Origin of the sequence: Pseudomonas sp. NPDC087697, assembly GCF_044743155.1 — a bacterium.
GTDB lineage: Bacteria > Pseudomonadota > Gammaproteobacteria > Pseudomonadales > Pseudomonadaceae > Aquipseudomonas.
The window spans coordinates 470,286-492,589 of record NZ_JBIUVW010000001.1; the positions used below are offsets into that span (position 1 = coordinate 470,286).

General features: G+C 57.9%; 17 protein-coding genes. 9 read left to right on the forward strand and 8 right to left on the reverse strand.

The window, feature by feature from the left end; genetic code table 11:
• The first annotated feature begins 200 nt into the window (after positions 1-200).
• Positions 201-980, forward strand: a complete 780-nt coding sequence (locus ACIPIN_RS02210; protein ID WP_401114628.1) for a TSUP family transporter — start codon at positions 201-203, stop codon at positions 978-980.
• Here ACIPIN_RS02210 and nudC read toward each other — a convergent pair.
• From nudC to ACIPIN_RS02230, 4 genes are all read right to left on the reverse strand, one after another.
• Positions 948-1,778 (reverse strand): NAD(+) diphosphatase, encoded by an 831-nt coding sequence (nudC, locus tag ACIPIN_RS02215; protein WP_123424479.1) that lies wholly within the window; start codon positions 1,776-1,778, stop codon positions 948-950. The two genes, ACIPIN_RS02210 and nudC, sit on opposite strands and share 33 nt — an antisense overlap.
• Before the next feature lie 6 nt (positions 1,779-1,784).
• On the reverse strand, positions 1,785-2,597 hold the full coding sequence (locus ACIPIN_RS02220) for a crotonase/enoyl-CoA hydratase family protein (protein WP_401114632.1): 813 nt from the start codon (positions 2,595-2,597) through the stop codon (positions 1,785-1,787).
• Positions 2,598-2,728: 131 nt separating this feature from the next.
• Positions 2,729-3,613 (reverse strand): RNA polymerase sigma factor SigJ, encoded by an 885-nt coding sequence (gene sigJ, locus ACIPIN_RS02225; RefSeq protein WP_401114635.1) that lies wholly within the window; start codon positions 3,611-3,613, stop codon positions 2,729-2,731.
• 2 nt (positions 3,614-3,615) lie between these two features.
• The gene (locus ACIPIN_RS02230) at positions 3,616-4,050 is read right to left on the reverse strand and encodes a carboxymuconolactone decarboxylase family protein (protein WP_401114637.1); all 435 of its coding nucleotides are present in this window, start codon (positions 4,048-4,050) and stop codon (positions 3,616-3,618) included.
• A 252-nt stretch (positions 4,051-4,302) separates the two neighbouring features.
• Between ACIPIN_RS02230 and ACIPIN_RS02235 the strand changes: the two genes are divergently transcribed.
• Positions 4,303-5,163 (forward strand): hypothetical protein, encoded by an 861-nt coding sequence (locus ACIPIN_RS02235; protein WP_401114640.1) that lies wholly within the window; start codon positions 4,303-4,305, stop codon positions 5,161-5,163.
• Between the two features lie 114 nt (positions 5,164-5,277).
• On the opposite strand, the gene ACIPIN_RS02240 is transcribed toward ACIPIN_RS02235, so the two are convergent.
• Positions 5,278-11,121: a DUF3320 domain-containing protein gene (locus ACIPIN_RS02240; protein ID WP_401114643.1), complete on the reverse strand. Its 5,844-nt coding sequence runs from the start codon at positions 11,119-11,121 to the stop codon at positions 5,278-5,280.
• A gap of 230 nt (positions 11,122-11,351) precedes the next feature.
• Between ACIPIN_RS02240 and ACIPIN_RS02245 the strand changes: the two genes are divergently transcribed.
• Together ACIPIN_RS02245 and ACIPIN_RS02250 are read left to right on the forward strand one after the other, a co-directional pair.
• Positions 11,352-11,786, forward strand: a complete 435-nt coding sequence (locus tag ACIPIN_RS02245; RefSeq protein ID WP_401114645.1) for a YeeE/YedE family protein — start codon at positions 11,352-11,354, stop codon at positions 11,784-11,786.
• A 2-nt stretch (positions 11,787-11,788) separates the two neighbouring features.
• Positions 11,789-12,202, forward strand: a complete 414-nt coding sequence (locus ACIPIN_RS02250; RefSeq protein ID WP_401114648.1) for a DUF6691 family protein — start codon at positions 11,789-11,791, stop codon at positions 12,200-12,202.
• A gap of 82 nt (positions 12,203-12,284) precedes the next feature.
• On the opposite strand, the gene ACIPIN_RS02255 is transcribed toward ACIPIN_RS02250, so the two are convergent.
• The gene (locus tag ACIPIN_RS02255) at positions 12,285-13,568 is read right to left on the reverse strand and encodes a Zn-dependent hydrolase (protein ID WP_401114650.1); all 1,284 of its coding nucleotides are present in this window, start codon (positions 13,566-13,568) and stop codon (positions 12,285-12,287) included.
• Between the two features lie 151 nt (positions 13,569-13,719).
• On the reverse strand, positions 13,720-15,204 hold the full coding sequence (locus tag ACIPIN_RS02260; protein WP_401114653.1) for an NCS1 family nucleobase:cation symporter-1: 1,485 nt from the start codon (positions 15,202-15,204) through the stop codon (positions 13,720-13,722).
• A gap of 620 nt (positions 15,205-15,824) precedes the next feature.
• Here ACIPIN_RS02260 and hydA point away from each other — a divergent pair.
• The 3 genes from hydA (at position 15,825) to preA (ending at position 20,077) form a co-directional block, all read left to right on the forward strand.
• Positions 15,825-17,264 carry a dihydropyrimidinase gene (gene hydA / locus ACIPIN_RS02265; protein ID WP_401114656.1) on the forward strand — a complete coding sequence of 480 codons (1,440 nt, stop codon included), beginning with the start codon at positions 15,825-15,827 and terminating at the stop codon, positions 17,262-17,264.
• A gap of 170 nt (positions 17,265-17,434) precedes the next feature.
• Positions 17,435-18,802, forward strand: coding sequence for an NAD(P)-dependent oxidoreductase (locus tag ACIPIN_RS02270; protein ID WP_401114659.1), 1,368 nt, complete (start codon positions 17,435-17,437; stop codon positions 18,800-18,802).
• A complete protein-coding gene (gene preA / locus ACIPIN_RS02275; protein WP_401114661.1) occupies positions 18,803-20,077 on the forward strand; it encodes an NAD-dependent dihydropyrimidine dehydrogenase subunit PreA in 1,275 nt (424 codons plus the stop codon).
• A gap of 142 nt (positions 20,078-20,219) precedes the next feature.
• On the opposite strand, the gene ACIPIN_RS02280 is transcribed toward preA, so the two are convergent.
• Positions 20,220-20,840, reverse strand: a complete 621-nt coding sequence (locus ACIPIN_RS02280) for a TetR/AcrR family transcriptional regulator (RefSeq protein WP_401114663.1) — start codon at positions 20,838-20,840, stop codon at positions 20,220-20,222.
• Between the two features lie 125 nt (positions 20,841-20,965).
• On the opposite strand from ACIPIN_RS02280, the gene copC reads away from it, so the two are divergent.
• Both copC and copD read left to right on the forward strand, forming a co-directional pair.
• Positions 20,966-21,331: a copper homeostasis periplasmic binding protein CopC gene (gene copC / locus ACIPIN_RS02285; RefSeq protein ID WP_401114665.1), complete on the forward strand. Its 366-nt coding sequence runs from the start codon at positions 20,966-20,968 to the stop codon at positions 21,329-21,331.
• Between the two features lie 3 nt (positions 21,332-21,334).
• Positions 21,335-22,213 (forward strand): copper homeostasis membrane protein CopD, encoded by an 879-nt coding sequence (copD, locus tag ACIPIN_RS02290; RefSeq protein ID WP_401114668.1) that lies wholly within the window; start codon positions 21,335-21,337, stop codon positions 22,211-22,213.
• Positions 22,214-22,304: the final 91 nt, after the last annotated feature.

Below are 22,304 nucleotides of genomic sequence, written 5' to 3' on the forward strand. Positions count from 1 at the left end.
ACGTAGGAGCTGCCGCAGGCTGCGATCTTTTCAAGATCAGAAGATCGCAGCCTGCGGCAGCTCCTACGCGGTTAATTGATTGCTCCCTGCTCCGCGCGGGAACGATCATGTCAGGTATTAGAGCGGTCGCAGGGGGCGGAGGTTATGGGTAAGATGGCGCCCTGCCTTGCCCCCTCTGCCCCGCCGAATAAGTCCACCTCATGCCTTTCGAACTCAGCGTAGACCTCACCACTCTGGCCATTTTGGCCATCGTCGCGTTCATTGCCGGTTTCATCGATGCCATTGCTGGCGGTGGCGGTCTGCTGACCACCCCGGCGCTGCTCACCGCCGGCCTGCCGCCGCATCTGGTGCTGGGCACCAACAAACTCAGCTCGACCTTCGGCTCGGCAACTGCCAGTTTCACTTTCTACCGACGCAAGCTGTTCCACCCACGGCAGTGGATGCACGCGATTATCGGAACCCTGGTGGGCGCACTGACCGGCGCAATCGTTGCGCACTACCTGCCGGCTGAATGGCTGAACAAAATGCTCCCGGTGATCGTCTTTGCCTGTGGCGTGTATCTGCTGTTTGGCGGCACGCCGAAAGCACCGCTGGACAGCGACGCACCGATCAAGAAGAAGTGGCAGTCGAGCCAGGGTTTCAGTCTCGGTTTCTACGACGGTGTGGCCGGTCCCGGCACTGGCGCGTTCTGGACCGTCAGCAGCCTGCTGCTCTACCCCATCGATCTGGTCAAGGCCAGTGGCGTGGCGCGCAGCATGAACTTCGTCAGCAACATCGCGGCACTATCGGTGTTCGTCTTTTCCGGGCAAGTGGACTGGATTATCGGCCTGAGCATGGGCCTGTCGGTGATGGTCGGTGCATTCTTTGGCGCGCGCACCGCCATCAGTGGTGGGGCGAAGTTCATTCGCCCGGTATTCATCACCGTAGTGCTGGGTTTGACCGTGCGCCTAGCCTGGCAGCACTGGTTCAGCGTGGCCTAAGCGCCGCGCTACATAAATGTCGATCAGGTAGCGGGCAATCGAGCGCCCCGCCGGCAACGGCGGTAGCGCGTGAATGTTGAACCACTGGGCGTCTTCGATCTCATCGGCTTGCGGCACAATCTCGCCACCGGCGTACTCGGCATGAAAACCGAGCATCATCGAATGCGGGAATGGCCAGCACTGGCTGCCCAGGTACTGGATGTTCCTGACCTCGATCTGCACCTCTTCGCGCACTTCACGAATCAGGCAATCTTCAGCCGATTCGCCGGGCTCGGCAAAACCCGCCAAGGTACTGTAGACCCCCGGAACAAAGCGCGGCGAGCGCGCCAGCAGAATTTCGTCGCCTCGGGTGATCAGCACAATCATGCTCGGTGAAATCCGTGGATAGCTGCGTAAATCACAGGGCTCGCAATACATCGCCCGCTCACGCGGCAGTTGCGTCATGCGCTGACCGCAATTGCCGCAGAACCGATGCTCACGCGCCCAGGTGCCGATTTGCGCGGCATACCCCAACACTTTGTAGACCGTGTGATCGCCATCGAGCATGAACGCTCGCAGGCCTTTCCAGTTGCATCCCGGCACCTCGCTATGAGCCTTGAGCTCCAGCAAATACACCGGCTCACCGTCGAGATGACCGATGCCATGCTCGGCGAGAATCGACAGGTCCTGACGCTTGAGCCATTCCCGCGGAAACAGCGCGCCGTTGTCGTCGAACAAAAAACCTTCGGGGCTGCGGGCCACGGCCCAGCCGCCGGGTAAGTCGGTGTCGAGTACTGCAGTGGTCCAGCGTGAAGTCATGTGTGCTCAGTCCAGAAATTCGGGTTTCTGCTTGCTCATCGACGCCGCCATGGCGACCCGCAGGTCTGTGGATTGCAGCATCGCGGCGTTCCAGGTAGCGATGTATTCCAGGCCATCGTTGATGCTGTGATCGCGCATGTAGCTGATCATCTCTTTGGTCCCGGCAATCGCAATCGGCGATTTGGCAGCAATTTCACGGGCAATGCCCATCACCCCATCCAGCAGGCTGGCCGTGTCCGGGTAGACCCGGTTGACCAGGCCAATGCTGCGCGCCTCTTCGGCGCCAACGGTGCGACCAGTGTATGCCAGTTCTCGCAGCATGCCGTCACCGATGATCCGCGGCAAGCGTTGCAAAGTGCCAACGTCGGCAGCCATGCCCATGTCGATTTCCTTGATCGAGAATTGCGCGTCTTCTGCCGCATAGCGCATGTCGCAAGCAGAAATCAGATCGATGGCACCGCCCAGGCAATATCCCTGAATGGCCGCCAATACCGGTTTACGGCAGTTGTCGACGGCGTTGAACGAAGCTTGCAACGCCAGGATCTTACGCCGCAACAGGCGCGCATTGCGACCCACGTCCTTGCCCATTTCATTGGCCACCGAAGCCAGCATCATCAGGTCGATGCCCGAAGAGAAATGCTTGCCGGCACCGCTGATCACCACCACACGGACTTCATCGGTGTCGTCGATCCACTGGAAGATCTCGATGATTTCAGTCCAGAACACCGCATTCATCGCGTTGATCTTTTCCGGGCGGTTGATCTGCACATGGGCGATGTTGTCGTTCAGTTCGACGCGAAAGGCTTGGTATTCGGACATGGCAGTGATCCTTGCTGGCGCTGAAAATGAGGCCAGAACTATAACAAGCCATCGTGTGTGGCTGTAAGGCAGTGCATCGGCCAAAAGCGGGACTGAAAGACAGGCACCTACAAGGGCATACCAGCATTCTTTTAATGTGACGCGTGCAACCCCGCCAGTTTGTCCGGATTACGCATGATGTAGACGTGGCTGGCGCGGCCGTCTTCGTCGTAGCCGAAAGTCATTGATGCCGCGATGTGGCCGTCGGCGACCAGAATCACCCCACGGCCGCCGTTGATTTCGGTCTCTTGCCACTGGTAGTGGCTCCAGTAGACCTGCAGCGATTGCGCGATGAAGTCCAGTACGCTGGTTTTGCCATAAAGCGTTTCACGGATCGACGAGACTTTGCCGCCGCTGTCGGCGCAGAGCTCGACGTCTTCGCTGAGCAGCGCGGCCAAGGTCTGTGTCGAGCCGCTGCTGATGGCGCTGTGGAAGGCACTGAGCAGTTGTTCTTGCCGCGCCGGTTCCGGTTGATAGCGGATGTGTGTATTGCCCAGGCTGGTCTTGGCCCGCGACACCAGTTTGCGGCATGCGGCGTCTTGCACGCCGAGGGTTGCGGCGACTTGCGGGTAGTCCATGTCGAAGATTTCGTAAAGCAGATAGGCCGCGCGCTCCTTGGGGCTCAGCCGTTCAAGCAGCAGCATGAACGCAGTCGACAACGACGACGCCAGTTCATGCGCCTGCTCGGGTGAGTCATGGCAGGTCGTGTGGATCGGTTCCGGCAGCCAGGTGCCGACGTAGTCCACCCGCGACGTGTGCGCTGAACGCAGCACGTCGATGCAATGACGGGTGCAGAGCGTGGTCAGCCAGGCAGCCGGTGTGTCGATGGAGGCCTTGTCGGCCTCCAGCCACTTGATGAACAGGTCCTGCACCACGTCCTCGGCTTCGGCCCGCGAGCCAAGGATGCGGTAGGCCAGGCCCATTAAAAACGAGCGGCTGTGCTCGAACACGGCCGTCGAATCTTGAGCAGGAATCATGCTCAGTGCCTCGAAATCTGCAAACGGTTCCAGAGATTGATCATGCCGATCTCAGCCGTCAAGGCGCCGATCTGCGCGTCGTTGAAATGCTCACGCAAATCACCGCGCAATGCCGCGTAGTCGGTTTTATCGTCGAGCGTGGTCAGGGCTTCGGTCCAGGCCAGCGCCGCCCGTTCGGCCGCGCTGAAGTCATTAACGTGGCGCCAGACGATCAAGCGGTCCAGCCGCTCATTGCTTTCCAGTGCTTCACGGGCTTCGCGGCTGTGCATTTTCACGCAGAAACCGCATTGGTTGATCTGCGACGCACGCAGGTGCAGCAAGTGTTTGAGTTTAGGGGCCAGATCATGGCTGTCGAGGGTGACATGCACCTGGGTCAGGCTTTCGAACACCTGAGGGATGGCTTGCAGCAGGTTAATCGCTTGGGTGTTGGACGACATGGAGTTGCTCCGTTATCGGGGTGGGTATAACGGAATGACGAATCAAGGTTCTGGTTTGTGACGTCGGATGACTTTTTTCCTCAGCGTTCGGTCCACAGCGCTTTACCAATGCTCGGCGGGTGGTGCTCTACAGTAGAAGGAAGCGCGCAAATCCGTGCATTTCTCAATGGCACTCGCTGCAGCAACGGCCCGACTTCCAGCAGTGTCGGGCCTTTCGTCAGTCAACGTTGCGAATCAAAAAAGGTTGTCGTCATGACACTGCCCTATGATCCAGGCCGCAGAGCGCTATACAAACCCGAAGAGCGAGCAAGCATTTTCACTTCGCCGGCCGTAGATGACCTGCAACTCTGCACTGAAGCCTCCCGATTGGCGTATGTGCGTTTCGAGCAATCGACAGCAGAGAGCGCCCGGCTGTCCGACTCACTGGCGCTGGCGGGGTTCAGTCATGGACTTGAGCACTTTGTCGATGTCCCCACCGACGGGGCCGGCTTCGGCGTCATGAACGACCCCAACGGCACCGCATTGCTGGTGTTTCGGGGCACCCAGCCAGATCACTTGCTGGATCTGGTCACCAATATTCAGTTCCTCCTTGAACGCTGGGATCTGTGCAGCGGTCGTGGTCACGTCCACCATGGATTCAAGATGACCGCATTACGCCTCTGGGAGCCTGTATCGACGTGGCTTGCCGGGCCGGCCAGCTCCCGTAGCCGCCTGATCATTTGCGGCCACAGCCTGGGCGCGGCAATCGCCACTCTGCTGGCCAAACCGGCAAATGCAGATCTGCTGGTGACCCTCGGCTCCCCAAAGGTCGGTGACACGACCTTCGTTGCCAGTCTCGCCGAACTGCAAAGCATCCGGATCGTTGACTGCTGCGACCTGGTAACCACCGTGCCACCTGATTTTCTCGGCTATCAGCACACTGGACAGCTGCACTACATTGACTTCAATGGTCTTGTTCACCCAACGCCCGGTCAGCCGTTCATGGATCAGGACCAGCAGTTGGGCGAGCAGTATTACAACGCCCATTACAAAACGCCGCCAGGAAACGGCAATGTCATGAACCGACGCCTGGCTGACCATGCGCCGTTCAATTATGTCCGGGCGTTCTGGTAAGGCGACTCAAGCCGCCAACTGACCGTTGGCAATCGCCGCCGAGGCAACAAAAAAAAGAGAGTCTGGCTAACAAGCCATCCTCTCCTGATACTGAACAGTTCTACACCTGATGGTTTAGAAGTCTGGCATCGACTTCATGACCTGTTCAATTCGCTCACGCGCAGAACTGGTAAGTCGTTTCACACCCAATGTTTTGGCAATTTCCAATGGCCTGTCACCCGCAGAAATCAAGGATGCCACCGTGAGTAGCTCTTCGGCAGCTATCTCCTCCACGGACCGGGCGTCATCAGCAGTTACAGGAATCCGATAGCTATTCCAGGCGGTAATATCATTTTCCGAGTGCCAAACAAACTGCCCATCAACAGGGTCGCGTCTCAGATGATGGTTTTGCTCAGTCAGGTCCAAGACTCGTTCTCGAATCAGTCGGCCGGTGCGCTGGAAACCATGAGCTCGGGCAACGCGCTGCACCAGCAACGAATCGAGGATTGGAGCTTCCTGCATCAAGACATGCGCAATCAGATCGGCGAGAACCTGATCGTACTCTTGCGAGTAAAAGGCCTCTGCACTGATCCGTTCTCTCACACTGGCAAAGTCAGTGACACGGTACTCTGCCTTGACTGCAGGACTGGCTGAAACTGCAAACGACCCTGCAATTTTGAGCTCCGTCAGCTCTGCAATAACCGGGTCAACGACAAACGCTTGCGGTTGATCGACGACTGCTTCGGCTGATGAGGATTGCACCAGCAACAAATGGGGTATTGGAAGCTCCTTCGCGGGTATCTGACTCACTTCGGGAATCAAACGAGACTCTTGCAATAGCGCTTCCAGCGATGCATGCAGACGCTCCAATGCGCCAGACTTGTCGATCCACCAATCGGTCGACCATAGACGAACCAGCTTCCAGCCCAACCCCTTGAGAATAGCGCTGCGCACTTTGTCCCGGTCCCTGGCCGTTGCCGCACTGTGATACGTAGCACCGTCACACTCGACACCGACAAGGTAATCCCCAGGTCTGTCCGGATGGACGATCCCCAAATCAATGCGGAAACGCGACACGCCGATCTGTGGCACTACCTGCCAACCCTTGCGCCTCAGACCTTGGGCCACCGCTTCTTCGAATGGCGAGTCATAGCCTCCCACCGATCCCTGTACTGCCTCTGCAAGCGCTCGGGGTCCACGTTGCGCGAACTCAATGAAATGCTTCAAGTCACGCACCGCCCGTGCATTGGTACGATTCAGATCGATCATGGACGAGTCAAAGGACGAGAACACCAGCATTTCCCGGCGAGCACGTGTTATCGCAACGTTCAATCGCCGCCATCCGCCTTCTTTATTGAGAGGACCAAAGTTCATCGACATGACTTGGGCTCCCGGCTCGGTCGGGCCATAGCCCACACCCAGCATGATCAAATCGCGCTCGTCGCCCTGCACCGTTTCCAGGTTTTTGACCACTACGGGTTCTGGAAGATCGTCCTGGAAAAACGCCTCGATCTGCGGATACTGCTGCCGAGCTCTATCAAGAAGATCGCTGATAAGTCGTTGTTGATCACTGTTGAGCGTAATGATCCCGATCGAATACCCAGCAGAAATAAAGGCTGGGTCCATTAAACGCTTTACTGTTTCGGTGACAATTGCTTCCGCTTCGGCCTGATTGTGTCGGCCTTTTCCTTTGGCATAGACACCGTCGACGCGACGCCACTCGACAGCGCTCGGCCGCGTTTCAGCTGCAGGGAATGTGATCAAGTTGCTGTCGTAGTAACGATGATTGGAGAACGCAATCAAGCTCTCATGGCGGCTTCGGTAGTGCCAACTGAGACTATGACTGGGAATACCCGCCCCGAGACACTCGTCCAGAATGCTTTCCATATCCTCCGCCGTATCGTCCTCTGACGCTGAGGTACCACGGTTGAAGAAGTTAGTGGGCGGCATCTGCCGAGGGTCACCCGCGATCACCACCTGCTTGCCCCTGGCGATGGAGCCGATTGCATCCCACGGAGCGATCTGTGAGGCCTCATCGAAGATAACCAGATCAAAAAGTGCCAAGTCGGGTGGAAGATACTGCGCAATCGAAAGCGGGCTCATAAGCATGCAAGGTGCCAGTTTGGACATTGCATCGCCCATTTCGACGGCGAGTTGTCGAACAGGTTTATGGCGCCGGGACTTCTGCAGCTCATGTTTCAGTACACCAAAGCCGCCCTGCTTGCCGATCTCGTTTTTTGACGGAATCAGGCCGCACAGTTTCGCACGGATATATCGCACGGTAAGTTTGGACAGCTCATCATCGAGTCGAACGAAAGCCTCGATATCACTCGTATGTTCTACTGGCACAAAGTTGCGTAGCAACGGCTCCGCATCGATCACCCCCGTTGCAAACCAACGAGCATAAGCCGTTTCGAAGGCATCGACAGTCCCGCCCTCCGGCAGGGCATTTGCGGCCAGTGCATCTGCCAATGGCTGAAGCCCGGAAGCGATAGCCTCCTCTTTCACCCTGCACCAGTCGCACCAGGATTTCAGTTTCGACTCCTGACGGACAATCGTGCTGGACGCGTCCTGCAATGCCTCAATCGTCAACCTGGATTCGTGGGGTCGGTTACTCAGTTCATAGAATCGTGCAGCCGCCTGATTGAAATGCGCCAGCGAGTCCTTTAGCTGATGCAACGCTGATGCGATGTGGCCGCCGCCGCCCAGCAATTCATTGGCTTTGACAACGAGCTTCTCAGTTGCCTCACGCAACGAGATCAGATCTTCCGGGGATTCGGCCCGCAAGCTGATCATTGTCCGCAGGCGCTCGCCCAACTCATAGGCAGTGGCTATTGCGGCAGTATCGCTGGACAAGCCGTTCCAGCCTGGAATCGAGCTCAAATCCGCAGACAAACCGTCAAGAGATGTCAGCAAGTTGCGCATCTTGAATAGTTTGACCAGATCGGGCTCAACGTCCGGTAGTCCTGATATTCCCCCCACCTTGGCGAGGTTTTTGGCCACTTTCTTTTTGCCAAACGTGGCCAGAACCCAAAACTTGCCCTTGGCTTGTTCCCAGTCGTTTTTTATTTGCTCGATATTGATTGCACGGCACGCCTCCTGCGTATAAGGCAGAGAAAGCGACTGCTCTATTTCTCGATACTCACCCAGCAGAACAACGGCTTTTTTTGCCGCAGTGATCTTTGCACTCACATTCAGTGTAAAGACGAATGAAAGATCCATCCCATGTGCGTCAACCAACAGAGAGACGAACTGGGCAAGCTGCTCAATATCATCACAATCTGCAACGGGAAGAGGCAGATTCGTCGCCTTTAGCAAACCTGCACTTGCCGCTGTAAGGCGCTCGATAGCCTTTGGTAACTCCCCCGCTGCGGCAACAATTGCCTCCTGCCAACCGTTCGACCAGTCGGTAGGCGCCAGCACTGCAAAACTGCTGGACAGGTTTCGCGCAGCCTGACTATTGAGATCGAGACGTCGTGCCACATCTCGCAGTTGCTCGTAGGTTTGAACATCGTGGGTTGTCCCTTCAGGCCAGCCCAATCGCGGGATCGAGGGATTTCCATCCCGAACGACGCGGCCGATGGCCTGATGCACAGACAATCCGTTTGGCGATCGCCGGTGCAACAGCTCGACGACTTCGTTGAGTCGATTCCTCAGCCTGTGCAACTTTGTAGTTTCAGCTATCCACTGTTCACTGGTGAGGGTGTCACGAACATCCCACGCGCGCTCCAGTTGCTTGAGCACGTCCACTTTCGATGTCTTGCTGGAGTGCAGCTCCAGGCAAAACTCCCCCAGACCTTTTTCTTCAAGTCGACGATAGACCACATCCAACGCTGCCATTTTTTCGGCAACGAACAAAACCCGACGTCCCAACGCAAGATTGTGAGCGATCATGTTGGCAATGGTTTGTGATTTACCGGTTCCTGGAGGACCGTCGAGAACAAAGTCACAGCCACTGGCCGATGCAACCACAGCGGCCAGTTGGGAAGAGTCTGCGGGCAAGGGAGTAAACAGATTGGCTGGATCGACCTTTTTGTCCAGCTCGTCGGGCCTCGGGAAGTCGCCAGAGCTGCTGTAACCTTCACCACCGACACTTCGTTCCAACAGATGCTTGACCATAGGACTTTGCAGAAGCTGGGTTGAACGGGCCGCCAAGTCTTGCCACATCAAATACTTGGCAAAAGAAAAGGTCCCCAGTACAAGTTCAGTGGTTACTTCAAACCCTGGCACATCCCTGATAGCGCGTCTGACGATATTCCAGATACCGGCCACATCGATACCACTGTCATCAGTCGGAAGTTCGCCATCAAGACCTGGAATCACTAACTCAAAATCGTGCCGCAGTAGCTCGAGCAATGTCAGGTTGAAGCGAGGTTCGTCTTCAAGCAGTGTCATGGTTACGCCTGACAGTGCACTTTTCCTGTCAAGCTTCACCGGCAGCAAAATCAAGGGTGCCGAGTAAGTCTTCGGGTCGTCCGCCGTTTTTTTCCACTTCAAAAAGCCGAGGGCAAGAAACAGCGTATTGGCTCCACCCTCATCAAGATCGCTGCGGGCTTTGCGGTACAACTCGATCAGCGCGACTTCAAGTTTGCTTTTTTCGAGAGTGGCAAGCACTTCACCACGAGACAAGGCGGTTCTGGCGTACTCATCGCGCAGGTTTTCACGGTTCTGTTGCTCATAGAGCACGGCATCTCGACCGCCCGCCTCCAAATCCGGCACAGAGACAATACGAATGCGCTTACCACTGGAAAGCTGATCCTCCAGCTCTGTGGGATCGGGGCAAATCAGTCGAACACCCTTGGCACTGTCCGGCAGGTGCAGGAGTCGGTTGCGCGTCGTCAGATCCAGAAGTTTGCGTTGCCAGAGGGTAAGTTTCCCGGCTGGGGAATCTGATTCCGGAAGAATCTCAACGTCAAAGCCCGGGAGCGACGGTGCATCTTCCAACGCCTCGAACACCTCTTCAGCCTCAGCGGTGCCGTCGGTTTTCGGCAGAGTAATCGAGCTGGCCAGCGGCCGGATGCGCTGCATACGCGCGCGATGTATATCGACAGCCATGATGAAATCGTCATCATTGATTTGCCGTTCTGCATTCGCGACGGCCTGACTGAAACTGGGGACCGGTAACTGTGTTGCCAGAGTAGTTTCGAATACCAGAGCCTCTTTCAAATCGATTCGTTTACGAACCGCTGAAGCGTCATCGGTAATAAGTTGGGAAAACTCTTGCGGCTGCAGCCAAACGCCAACGAACGCATGTCCCTTAGTCAGCACCAACAACGCATTCAACCCAGCTTGCTCAAACGCTGCGGCAAAGAGCAATGCCGTATCCAGGCATGTCGCGACGCCCCCGTCCAGAATCAAACCAGGAGTTCGTACCTTTTGCCCGTGAGTTTCGAAACTGGCAGGTGGCAATGCATAACTCAGTCGCAGACCGCAAACTGCCGACCATAGGGCAGAGGCCAGCTCCCATGTCCTCGTTCTCGACTGGCTTTTATACCCATCGATGCCATCTGCCTTTCCCGCGCGCCGCAATACATCGGAAGCGGACTTCAGAATCCGATCTACGGCCGGGTCATTGGGCATTGAAAACGCTGCCAGTAACTCAGGCATCGAATTCACGCCGCCCCATTCGTTTTTCGCAAGGAGTTCAATCGGAAAAGACTGACTACAAAGCACTTCCTCTTTACAGGTCAGACGCAAAACCAACGTCGCAGCGAGGCTTTCTGCAAGGTCCGAAAGATAACCCGCATTAAGCGATAAGTTGCGCTCTGCAATGTGCAACGTTGAATCTTTACTTAATCGGTCCAGACGCCATTTCTTGCTTTCAAGAAATGGCGGATCCGCCACAAGCTCCAGTACAAGATCGTTGTAATCCGTATCACTATCATTGTGTACCGTCAGCTCTCGCATCACGGGTACAGCATTCTGGTGGGATGCAAAGCCGACTTTACTGGCGATCACTCCTTCGATCTTGATGGCCATAAACCGATTCTCCGTGGTGAGCTCAACTACATGACTCCGTAACAAAGCGACAAATATCGGGCATAGTCACCGACATACACACTTTTTGAAACTGCTTTCTCAAAGTAAGCGTTGCCATTGATCGATTACCTGCTCCGGTTGGTTACCTCCCCCTGCTATGCATAAGCGGCCCTATGCTCAAGGTTAAAAGAGTGGTTTAGTGCCGCCCATTGCCCACTTGGAGCGTTGTCATGCTGCTCGATTCACTTCACTTCACCCCTTGGTTCGCACTTGCCGGTGGTGCGCTGATCGGTCTCGCCGCCGGTTTATGGGTGGTCGCCAACGGTCGTATCGCAGGCATTAGCGGGTTGTTGGGCAGTTTGCTGGCACCTGGGGACTCGGGGCGGGAAGAAAAGGCCCTGTTCATCCTGGGATTGCTGGCGGCACCTGCACTCTGGATGCTGTTTCTGGGACAGCCGAGCGTTGAGTTCAAGACGGGCACTCTGGGCCTGATCGTGGCCGGGCTTCTGGTGGGAATCGGTACCCGTTATGGCGCAGGTTGCACCAGTGGCCATGGGGTGTGCGGCATTTCACGCCTTTCGCCGCGTTCTATCGTCGCCACGCTGTGCTTCATGTTCACCGGTTTTGCGACGGTATTCGTCTTGCGTCATCTGCTGGGGAATTGAACATGAGCAAACTGACTGCGTTTGTTGCCGGTTTGCTCTTCGGCATTGGCCTGCTGTTGGCCGGTATGGCGAACCCGGCCAAAGTGCTGGGTTTTCTGGACATTGCCGGGCTTTGGGACCCTTCCCTGGCCTTAGTCATGATCGGCGCTATTGCGGTGGCGTGGATACCGTTTCACTGGGCTATGAAACAGAAAAAATCCCTGCTGGGCGACCCCATGCAACTGCCGGGGAACCGTGAACTGGATCGACAGCTGATTGGTGGCAGTCTGCTGTTCGGCGTCGGCTGGGGCATTGCCGGTATTTGCCCGGGCCCGGCCCTGGTGCTGCTACCCACGGGGCATTGGCAGGCCTGGGTGTTCGTGATTGCCATGCTGGCGGGCATGCTCATTTTCAACGTCCTGCAGACCCGTCGTTGAACGCACTGAGTACTATGAGGTCAGGTCCTCCAGACTTGGCGTTGTGACGTGCACTGGTGCTGCTCAGTGCACGCCAGTTTTTTCAGGCCGCCAACTCACCGCTGGCAATCGCCGCCGAGGCCGCCAGCATCGCCCGCAACAACACCGCACAACCGGCCGCCAGATCATCCGGCGCGGCGTTTTCGATTTCGTTGTGGCTGATGCCGCCCTCGCAGGGGACGAAGATCATCCCGGCTGGCCCCAGTTCGGCGAGGAAGATCGCGTCATGCCCTGCCCCGCTGACGATGTCCATGTGCGACAGCCCAAGGCCCTGCGCCGCGCCACGCACTGCCTCGATGCAGCCCTTGTCGAAATATAGGGGCGGGAAGTCGGCGGTCGGAGTCAGTTCAAAGCTCAGACCGTGTTCATCGCACGTGCTGTCGATCACCTGCCGGACCTCGGCGATCATCGAGTCCAGCCGCGCCGGCTCCAGATGACGGAAGTCCAGGGTCATGCGCACTTCGCCGGGGATCACGTTGCGCGAGCCTGGATAGGCTTGCAGGCATCCGACGGTGCCACAGGCGTGAGGTTGATGACCGAGGGCGGTACGGTTCACGGCGGCGACAACGGCGGCGGCACCCACCAGCGCGTCCTTGCGCAAATGCATCGGTGTTGGTCCCGCGTGAGCCTCGACGCCGCGCAGTTTCAGGTCGAACCACTTCTGCCCCAACGCGCCCATCACCACGCCAATGGTTTTGCGCTCGTCTTCTAAAATCGGGCCTTGCTCGATGTGCGCTTCAAAGTAGGCGCCGACCGCGTGACCACTGACCTTGCGTGGGCCGGCATAGCCGATGGCGTTCAGCGCCTCGCCCACGGTCACGCCGTCAGCATCGGTCTTGGCCAGGGTTTCTTCGAGGGTGAATTTTTCGGCAAACACCCCGGAGCCCATCATGCACGGGGCGAAGCGCGAGCCTTCTTCGTTGGTCCAGACCACCACTTCCAGCGGCGCCTCGGTTTCCACGCCGAGATCGTTGAGGGTGCGTAGCACTTCGACGCCGGCCAGAACACCGAAGCAGCCGTCGAACTTGCCGCCGGTGGGTTGAGTGTCGATGTGGCTGCCGGTCATCACCGGTGGCAGTTGCGGGTTGCGCCCGGCGCGGCGGGCGAAGATGTTGCCGACCGCATCGATCGTCACGCTGCATCCGGCCTCCTTGCACCACTGCACGAACAGGTCGCGGGCCTGGCGGTCGAGGTCGGTCAGGGCCAGACGACAGACGCCGCCCTTGACCGTGGCGCCGAGTTTGGCCAGCTCCATGAGCGACTGCCAGAGGCGGTCGCGGTTGATGTGCTGATGGCTGGACTGCAGAACGTCTACGGCAGCGTTCATGATAATCTCCTCAGGCAATTGTTATAGGTTTTTTCAGGCAAATCGTCGGTGTATTTGAGGCCGTCATCGCGAGCAGGCTCGCTCCCACATGGGTTTTGTGAACACTGGAGGTCCAGTGTGGGAGCGGGCTTGCTCGCGAATAGGCCATCCCTTACACCGCAGATTTCGCAACAGACGGACTTGTTCGCATCGAACACAAACCGTAGTACATCAGGCCGCCAAGAGCCGAGCCGGTGAACCAGCCGTAACTGTAGAACCAGCTGAAGGCATCGCTACCCAGCGACAACAAGGTCAACACCACCGGCACGCCGAAGGCGATGAAGCCGTTCCAGTTCCACGCCGGGTACACGTCATCGCGGTACAGACCAGCCAGATCCAGTTGCTGCTTCTTGATCAGGAAGTAGTCCACCACCATGATCCCGGCAATCGGCCCGAGCAGGCTCGAATAGCCGAGTAACCAGTTGGAATAGACCGTCTCCAGGCTGACATCGGAGACTATCAGCCCAAGCTTCTTCAGCAGTTCGTGGCCCATCAGCGCCAGGCCTACCAGACCGGTCAACATCACCGCTTTGGTGCGGTTGATGACTTTGGGCGCGAGGTTCTGAAAGTCGTTGGTCGGCGAAACGATGTTGGCCGCCGTGTTGGTCGACAGCGTCGCAATAATGATCAGCGCCATCGCGACCGCCACCCAGACCGGACTCTGGATATGCCCGATCAGGCTGACAGGATCAGAGACTGTCACGCCTACCAGTTTCGCCGATGCCGCAGTCATCACCACCCCGAGAGAGGCGAACAGGAACATGGTCAGCGGCAAGCCGAAAATCTGCCCGAGGATCTGGTCCTTCTGGCTTTTCGCGTAGCGGCTGAAATCCGGAATGTTCAGCGACAAGGTCGCCCAGAAACCGACCATCGCGGTCAGCCCGGCAAGGAAGTAACTGGTCACGCTGGCGCCTTCAGGACGTTTCGGTGGCTGGGCCAGCAACTCGGTCAGCGACACATTCGGCATGGCCCAGACCAGCAGGCCCAACCCCACCAGCACCAACAGCGGAGCCGAGAGCGTTTCCAGCCATTTGATCGACTCGGCACCGCGCAGTACCACCCACAGGTTCAGCGCCCAGAACATCATGAAGCCGATCACTTCACCGGCGCCCCCAAGGGATTTCCAACCTTCGAAAATCGAACCGAGAAACAGGTGAATCGCCAGTCCGCCAAACATCGTCTGGATGCCGAACCAGCCGCAGGCCACCAGCGCACGGATCAGGCACGGTATGTTGGAGCCGATCACCCCAAAGGATGAACGCAGCAATACCGGAAACGGAATGCCGTACTTGGTGCCCGCGAAGGCGTTGAGGGTCAGCGGAATCAGCACAATGACGTTGGCCAGCAGAATCGCCAGCAGCGCCTCGCCAACGGTCAGGCCGAAGTACGCGGTAAGCACCCCGCCGAGGGTGTAGGTCGGCACGCAAACCGACATGCCGATCCACAGCGCGGTGATGTGCCATTTGTTCCAGGTTCGTTCGTGCACCTTGGTCGGCGCAATGTCGTGGTTGTAACGGGGACTGTCGAGGACGTCGCTGCCGGCGTCCAGTTCGTACAACCCTTCGCGCTCGGTGACGTGCGATCTGTTCTGTTGCATGGCCGCTCCACTGTTCTTTTGATTATTTTGCTCATCGGGCTGGCCAGCGATTGGACCGCGAGCCGGACGATGGCCGGAGAACTGACGACTTTTATCGACCGGCCAAGGTGTCAGCGGCGGCAATCAATAAGCATGCCGGACACTTTGCTGACAACCTTGGTGCGTCGCTAAAATCCATGTAAACAACTGATGTTCATCAGTTTTATTTAAACAACAATCGAGCCCGCGAATGCTTGCCTGGGCACTCAGGTCAAATGCCAGGCAGTTGTTCGAACCGTCAGGGCACAATCTGGTGCGTTACATTTATTTTGTATTTTTTCTGTCAGCCACAGGCGCACCTCAAATAGCTGATTTCACATAGGAAATCTTGACCATATTTCGATCCTGTCAAGTGCGTCAAAATGGTGAGAGGCCTCACCATTTTGGTGATTTGTGGATTTATTCGTTTTATATCAATAAGTTAATCTAGTTATAAGCTTATAAAAAATATTCTTGCCCAATCCGATATCTCCAGCTAGCGTTTATTCCTGACAGCGCTGACAGGAATAAACCTCCTTAGCCTGCTACATATAAAACATTTAGAACCGGCACAAGCCGGTCAAGCCTGCGAGGAACTCGGAATGTCTCTGTTGATCCGTGGCGCCACCGTTATTACCCATGATGAAAGTTATCGCGCCGATGTCTTGTGCGCCGACGGCATGATCAAAGCCATCGGTAATAACCTTGATACTCCCGCAAGCTGCGAAGTGCTCGATGGCAGCGGCCAATACCTGATGCCCGGCGGCATCGACCCGCACACGCACATGCAACTGCCCTTCATGGGCACCGTGGCCAGCGAAGATTTTTTCAGCGGCACGGCGGCAGGTCTCGCCGGTGGCACCACCTCGATCATCGACTTCGTGATCCCAAATCCACAGCAGTCGCTGCTGGAAGCCTTCCATCAATGGCGCGGCTGGGCTGAAAAATCAGCGTCCGACTACGGCTTTCACGTCGCCATCACCTGGTGGAGCGAACAGGTTCGCGAGGAAATGGCCGAGCTGGTACGCCTGCACGGAATCAACAGCTTCAAGCATTTCATGGCGTACAAAAACGCGATCATGGCGGCCGACGACACTCTGGTCGCAAGTTTCGAGCGCTGCCTGGAGCTCGGCGCAGTGCCGACCGTGCACGCGGAAAACGGCGAGCTGGTCTATCACCTGCAACGCAAGCTGATGGCCCAAGGCATCACCGGCCCTGAAGCGCACCCGCTGTCGCGCCCCTCCCAGGTTGAAGGTGAAGCCGCGAGCCGGGCGATCCGTATCGCTGAAACCCTCGGCACGCCGCTGTACCTGGTCCACGTCTCGACCAAGGAGGCGCTGGATGAAATCACCTACGCCCGCAGCAAGGGCCAACCGGTCTACGGCGAAGTGCTGGCCGGGCATTTGCTGCTGGATGACAGCGTCTACCAGCATCCGGACTGGCAAACAGCTGCCGGTTACGTGATGAGCCCGCCCTTCCGTCCGCGTGGCCACCAGGAAGCGCTTTGGCATGGCCTGCAATCGGGCAACCTGCACACCACCGCCACCGACCACTGCTGTTTCTGTGCCGAACAAAAAGCTGCGGGGCGTGACGACTTCAGCAAGATCCCCAACGGCACGGCCGGCATCGAAGATCGCATGGCGGTGCTCTGGGATGAAGGGGTCAACACCGGGCGCCTGTCGATGCAGGATTTCGTCGCGCTGACCTCCACCAATACCGCAAAAATATTCAACCTCTACCCGCGCAAAGGCTCGATCCGCGTCGGCGCCGATGCCGACCTGGTGCTCTGGGACCCACAAGGTACGCGCACCATTTCTGCCAAGACCCATCACCAAAACGTCGACTTCAACATCTTTGAAGGCAAGACCGTGCGCGGCGTGCCCAGCCACACCATCAGCCAGGGAAAAGTGGTCTGGGCCGACGGCGACCTGCGCGCCGAACGAGGTGCCGGGCGCTACATCAAACGCCCAGCCTATCCGGCGGTGTTCGATTTGCTGAGCAAGCGGGCCGAGTTGCACAAGCCGGTTGCGGTGAAACGCTGAGATCGAGGCCTTCGGCCTTCGCGAGCAAGCCCGCTCCCACATTTGAAATGCGTTCCCCTGTGGGAGCGGCGGTGCGACGATTCGACTTGCTCGCGAAGGGGCCGGCACAGGCAATACAAAAAACAATGCCCATCAGAGGCAATACCTCAAATAACCGTGAGGCCAACACCGTGATCAAGACTCTGAACCACTTGCCCCGTCCCGCTGAGGATGCGGCCACCCTCGCAGGCCATTTCACCGATCTGGCGCCGCCGCTCAACGACCGTCAGGCGCATCTGGAAGCCTCACGCTGTCTGTATTGCTACGACGCACCGTGCGTCAACGCGTGCCCGAGCGAGATCGACATTCCGTCGTTCATTCGCAACATCCATCAAGAGAACGTTCAGGGCGCCGCACAAAAAATCCTCTCGGCGAACATCCTGGGTGGCAGTTGCGCCCGGGTCTGTCCGACAGAAATCCTGTGCCAGCACGCCTGCGTACGCAACAACGCCGAGGAATGCGCGCCCGTGTTGATCGGTCTGTTGCAACGCTACGCCATCGACAATGCGCACTTCACGGAGCACCCGTTCAAACGCGCAGCGGCCACTGGTAAACGGATTGCCGTGGTCGGCGCCGGGCCTGCCGGTTTGTCCTGTGCGCACCGCAGCGCCATGCAGGGTCACGAGGTGGTGATTTTCGAAGCGCGGGACAAGGCAGGCGGCCTCAACGAGTACGGGATCGCCAAGTACAAACTGGTGGATGACTTTGCCCAGCATGAGCTGGATTTTCTGCTGGAAATCGGCGGCATCGAAATCCGCCATGGGCAAAAACTCGGCGAGAACCTGAGCCTCAGCGAACTGCACCAGCAGTTCGATGCCGTGTTCCTCGGCCTCGGTCTGGCCGCCAGCAAACAGCTCGGGCTGGCCGACGAAGACGCCCCTGGGCTGCTCGCCGCCACCGATTACATTCGCGAACTGCGTCAGGCCGACGACTTGACGCAACTGCCGCTCGCTGATCATTGCATCGTCCTCGGCGCCGGCAACACGGCGATCGACATGGCCGTGCAAATGGCCCGCCTTGGTGCGCACGATGTGAATCTGGTGTATCGCCGGGGTCTTGAGGACATGGGCGCGACCGGTCATGAGCAGGATATCGCCAAGGCCAATCAGGTACGGCTGATGACCTGGGCACAACCGCAGGAAGTCTTGCTCGATGACCAAGGCCAGGTTCGCGGCATGCGTTTCGCCCGTACGCGCATGGAAAACGGCCAATTGATCAGCACCGGGGAAACCTTCGAACTGGTCGCCGATGCAATCTTCAAAGCCATCGGCCAACGCTTCGACGACAGCGCGCTGAGTGACCCGCTGGCCCGCGAGCTGAAACGCCAGGGCGAGCGAATTCAGGTAGACGAGCAGATGCGTACCAGCATCCCCGGCGTGTATGCCGGTGGCGATTGCACCAGCCTCGATCAGGACCTCACCGTGCAAGCCGTGCAGCACGGCAAGCTCGCGGCGCAAGCGATCCATGCCCAACTCATGCTCAACGTGGAGGCTGCGTAAATGGCCGATCTCTCGATTGTCTTTGCCGGTATCAAAGCCCCCAACCCGTTCTGGCTGGCCTCCGCGCCACCTACCGACAAGGCCTACAACGTGGTCCGCGCCTTCGAGGCCGGTTGGGGTGGTGTGGTCTGGAAAACCCTCGGCGAGGACCCGGCGGCGGTCAACGTGTCGTCGCGTTACTCCGCGCATTTTGGCGCTAACCGTGAGGTCATGGGCATCAACAACATTGAGTTGATCACCGACCGCTCGCTGGAAATCAATCTGCGGGAAATCACCCAGGTCAAAAAGGACTGGCCGGATCGCGCAATGATCGTCTCGCTGATGGTGCCCTGCGTCGAAGAGTCCTGGAAAAACATCCTGCCGCTGGTAGAAGCCACCGGCGCCGATGGCATCGAACTGAACTTCGGCTGCCCCCACGGCATGCCGGAACGCGGCATGGGCGCAGCCGTGGGCCAGGTGCCGGAATACGTCGAGCAGGTCACCCGCTGGTGCAAGACCTATTGCTCGCTGCCGGTAATCGTCAAACTCACGCCGAACATCACCGACATCCGCGTCGCTGCCCGAGCGGCCCACCGTGGCGGCGCCGATGCGGTATCGCTGATCAACACCATCAACTCGATTACCAGCGTCGACCTCAACCGCATGGTCGCCGTGCCCATGGTCGGCAACCAAAGCACCCACGGCGGTTACTGCGGTTCAGCGGTCAAACCGATTGCACTAAACATGGTTGCCGAAATCGCCCGCGACCCGCAGACCCAAGGCCTGCCAATCTGTGGCATCGGCGGCATTGGCAGTTGGCGAGACGCGGCGGAATTCATGGCCCTGGGCAGTGGCGCGGTGCAGGTATGCACGGCGGCGATGTTGCATGGCTTTCGGATTGTTGATGAGATGAAAGACGGACTGTCGCGCTGGATGGACAGCCAAGGCTATTCAAGCGTGCAGGACTTTTCCGGGCGCGCGGTGGGCAATACCACGGACTGGAAATACCTGGACATCAACTATCAGGTGATCGCCAAGATCGACCAGCAGGCCTGTATTGGCTGCGGCCGTTGTCACATCGCCTGTGAAGACACTTCGCACCAGGCCATCGCCAGCCTGAAACAGCCGGACGGCACCCATAAATATGAAGTAATCGACGACGAGTGCGTGGGCTGCAACCTGTGCCAGATCACCTGCCCGGTGCAGGACTGCATCGAGATGGTGCCTGTCGATAACGGGAAAGCGTTTCTGGACTGGAACCATGATCCGAGGAATCCGTATCACGTGGCCGGTTGAGATCTGCGTCGTCTGAACTGACGCCTTCGCGAGCAAGCCCGCTCCCACATTAAATCAGCGGTGTACATGGTATGTGTGTACAACGCGGTTCAATGTGGGAGCGGGCTTGCTCGCGAAGAGGCCATCAGCCGCGCCGCCAATTTCACGGCTCCAACCCGATCCCCCGCAAAATCACGCTGGTCACGGTCTGCACTGCGCGCTCGAACTGCATGTCCGACAGCGCCTGGTGATCGTTGAGGATATTGATCTGATGATCAAAGTCGGCGTAATGCTGGGTCGAGGCCCAGATCATGTACAGCAGGCTTGAAGGCTCAACCGGCAGGATGCGTTTGTCTTCCACCCATTGGCGAATTTTCGCTTCCTTCATCTTGGCCCAGTCGTACAGGCTGGCGTCCAGCGCTTCACCCAGGGTCGGTGCTCCGTGGATGATTTCATTGGCCCAGACCTTCGAGCCGTACGGCCGGCTGCGGGAATGGTTCATCTTGGCGCGGATGTAACTGCTGAGCACCACCCGTGGGTCATCGAACATTTCGAAGCACAGCGCGTCCTGCTTCCAGACTTCCAGCAAATCGAACAGCACCGCGCTGTACAGTTCGGTTTTGGTGCTGAAGTAGTAATGCAGATTGGAGCGTGGCAGTTGCACTTCTTTAGCTATGTCAGCCATCGCCGTGCTGCCAAAACCTTTCTCGGCGAAGACCTTCTCGGCGGCCAGCAGGATTTTCTCGACGTTACTGCGACGGATCTCGATTTTGTGATTGCCCATAAGGGCTCCCTGACAGCTACATGGGCCAAGACTAGCATTCGCCACCTGCGAAACGAAACGTCGTACAGCGTGCGAGGCAAAGGTAAACTGGCGCCTCTTCCAATCTGCCTGATAGGGACTTAACGATGCAATTGAAGAAAACCCTGACCGCCGTCGCCCTGCTCGGCTCGCTGTTCGCCGCCTCCTCGGTGTTTGCCCATGCCCACCTGAAAAGCTCGACACCGGCCGCCGACAGCAGCGTTGCCGCACCCGCCGAATTGCGCCTGGTGTTCTCCGAAGGGGTTGAAGCGAGTTTCACTAAAGTCGATATCAGCAAGAATGGCGTGGCCGTTGCCGTGAAAAGCATCGCCACCGAAAGCGCCGATAAAAAGACCCTGGTCGTCACCCCCGCAGCACCTCTGACCGCCGGTGAATACAAGGTCGAATGGCATGCAGTGTCAGTCGACACCCATAAAAGCGCTGGCAACTACAGCTTCAAAGTGAGTCAGTAATAGATGTCGAGCGCGCTGGTCCTGTGCCGCTTCCTGCATTTCGCCGTCGTGCTGATGCTGTTTGGGGCCTGTATTTTCAGGCCCCTGTTGTTGCGCCATGAGCCGCTGACCCAAGCGCTCATGACACTCGATCAACGCCTCGCCGGGCTGAGTCGGTTGCTCGCCGGATTCGCCTTGTTCAGTGGGGTTTTCTGGCTGCTGCTGATCACCGCCAGCATGGCCGACTCGCTATCGGCGGCGTTCGATTGGCCAACCGTACAACTGGTGTTGAGCAACACCTTCTTCGGACAGGTCTGGAGTTGGCATCTGCTGTTCAACGGGCTGCTTGTGGTCTGCCTGCTGAGCCCGCTGAAAAACTCGTTTACCCTGCGCCTGGTCCTGATCAGCCTGCTGCTGATCACACTGGCTCCGGTCGGCCACGGCGCCATGCTCGATGGCATGAGTGGTCAATTGCTGATCCTCAATCAAGTGATTCACCTGGCCTGCGTCGGTGCCTGGCTGGGCGGGTTGATGTTGCTGGTGATGATCCTGCTGCGCCCGGCCACTTATGCTGTCGGGCCGATACTCCAACGCTTCAGCGGGATCGGTTTTGGGCTGGTGGCGGGTTTGCTGACGACAGGCCTGATCAACGTGCGGGTATTGACCGGGGCGTTGTGGCCGACGCCACTGCTGTCCGGGTTCGCACTGATTTTGCTGATCAAGGTACTGTTGGTCAGCGCCATGCTGGGTCTGGCGCTGTTCAACCGTTTGAGAATCAAGGACTGCGAACAACGCCTGTCGACGCTGCGCACCAGCGTGATACTGGAGTGGTTACTGGGGATAGCGGCCGTGGCGGCGGTTTCCCTGCTCGGCACCTTACCGCCAATGGTGACCGCCTCGTAGATACCGTCTTGAGCCTCACCGGGCAAGCGCAAGTTTCGGGTCAAAGGGTTGACCCGACTTGAGCACGCCGTAAACGAAGTGCAACAGCTTA

Excerpts from the sequence above, each read along its gene's own strand:
- ACIPIN_RS02210 (WP_401114628.1), top strand. The coding sequence starts at position 201 with ATGCCTTTCGAACTCAGCGTAGACCTCACCACTCTGGCCATTTTGGCC.
- nudC (WP_123424479.1), bottom strand. The coding sequence starts at position 1,778 with ATGACTTCACGCTGGACCACTGCAGTACTCGACACCGACTTACCCGGC.
- ACIPIN_RS02220 (WP_401114632.1), bottom strand. The coding sequence starts at position 2,597 with ATGTCCGAATACCAAGCCTTTCGCGTCGAACTGAACGACAACATCGCC.
- sigJ (WP_401114635.1), bottom strand. The coding sequence starts at position 3,613 with ATGATTCCTGCTCAAGATTCGACGGCCGTGTTCGAGCACAGCCGCTCG.
- ACIPIN_RS02230 (WP_401114637.1), bottom strand. The coding sequence starts at position 4,050 with ATGTCGTCCAACACCCAAGCGATTAACCTGCTGCAAGCCATCCCTCAG.
- ACIPIN_RS02235 (WP_401114640.1), top strand. The coding sequence starts at position 4,303 with ATGACACTGCCCTATGATCCAGGCCGCAGAGCGCTATACAAACCCGAA.
- ACIPIN_RS02240 (WP_401114643.1), bottom strand. The coding sequence starts at position 11,121 with ATGGCCATCAAGATCGAAGGAGTGATCGCCAGTAAAGTCGGCTTTGCA.
- ACIPIN_RS02245 (WP_401114645.1), top strand. The coding sequence starts at position 11,352 with ATGCTGCTCGATTCACTTCACTTCACCCCTTGGTTCGCACTTGCCGGT.
- ACIPIN_RS02250 (WP_401114648.1), top strand. The coding sequence starts at position 11,789 with ATGAGCAAACTGACTGCGTTTGTTGCCGGTTTGCTCTTCGGCATTGGC.
- ACIPIN_RS02255 (WP_401114650.1), bottom strand. The coding sequence starts at position 13,568 with ATGAACGCTGCCGTAGACGTTCTGCAGTCCAGCCATCAGCACATCAAC.
- ACIPIN_RS02260 (WP_401114653.1), bottom strand. The coding sequence starts at position 15,204 with ATGCAACAGAACAGATCGCACGTCACCGAGCGCGAAGGGTTGTACGAA.
- hydA (WP_401114656.1), top strand. The coding sequence starts at position 15,825 with ATGTCTCTGTTGATCCGTGGCGCCACCGTTATTACCCATGATGAAAGT.
- preA (WP_401114661.1), top strand. The coding sequence starts at position 18,803 with ATGGCCGATCTCTCGATTGTCTTTGCCGGTATCAAAGCCCCCAACCCG.
- ACIPIN_RS02280 (WP_401114663.1), bottom strand. The coding sequence starts at position 20,840 with ATGGGCAATCACAAAATCGAGATCCGTCGCAGTAACGTCGAGAAAATC.
- copC (WP_401114665.1), top strand. The coding sequence starts at position 20,966 with ATGCAATTGAAGAAAACCCTGACCGCCGTCGCCCTGCTCGGCTCGCTG.
- copD (WP_401114668.1), top strand. The coding sequence starts at position 21,335 with ATGTCGAGCGCGCTGGTCCTGTGCCGCTTCCTGCATTTCGCCGTCGTG.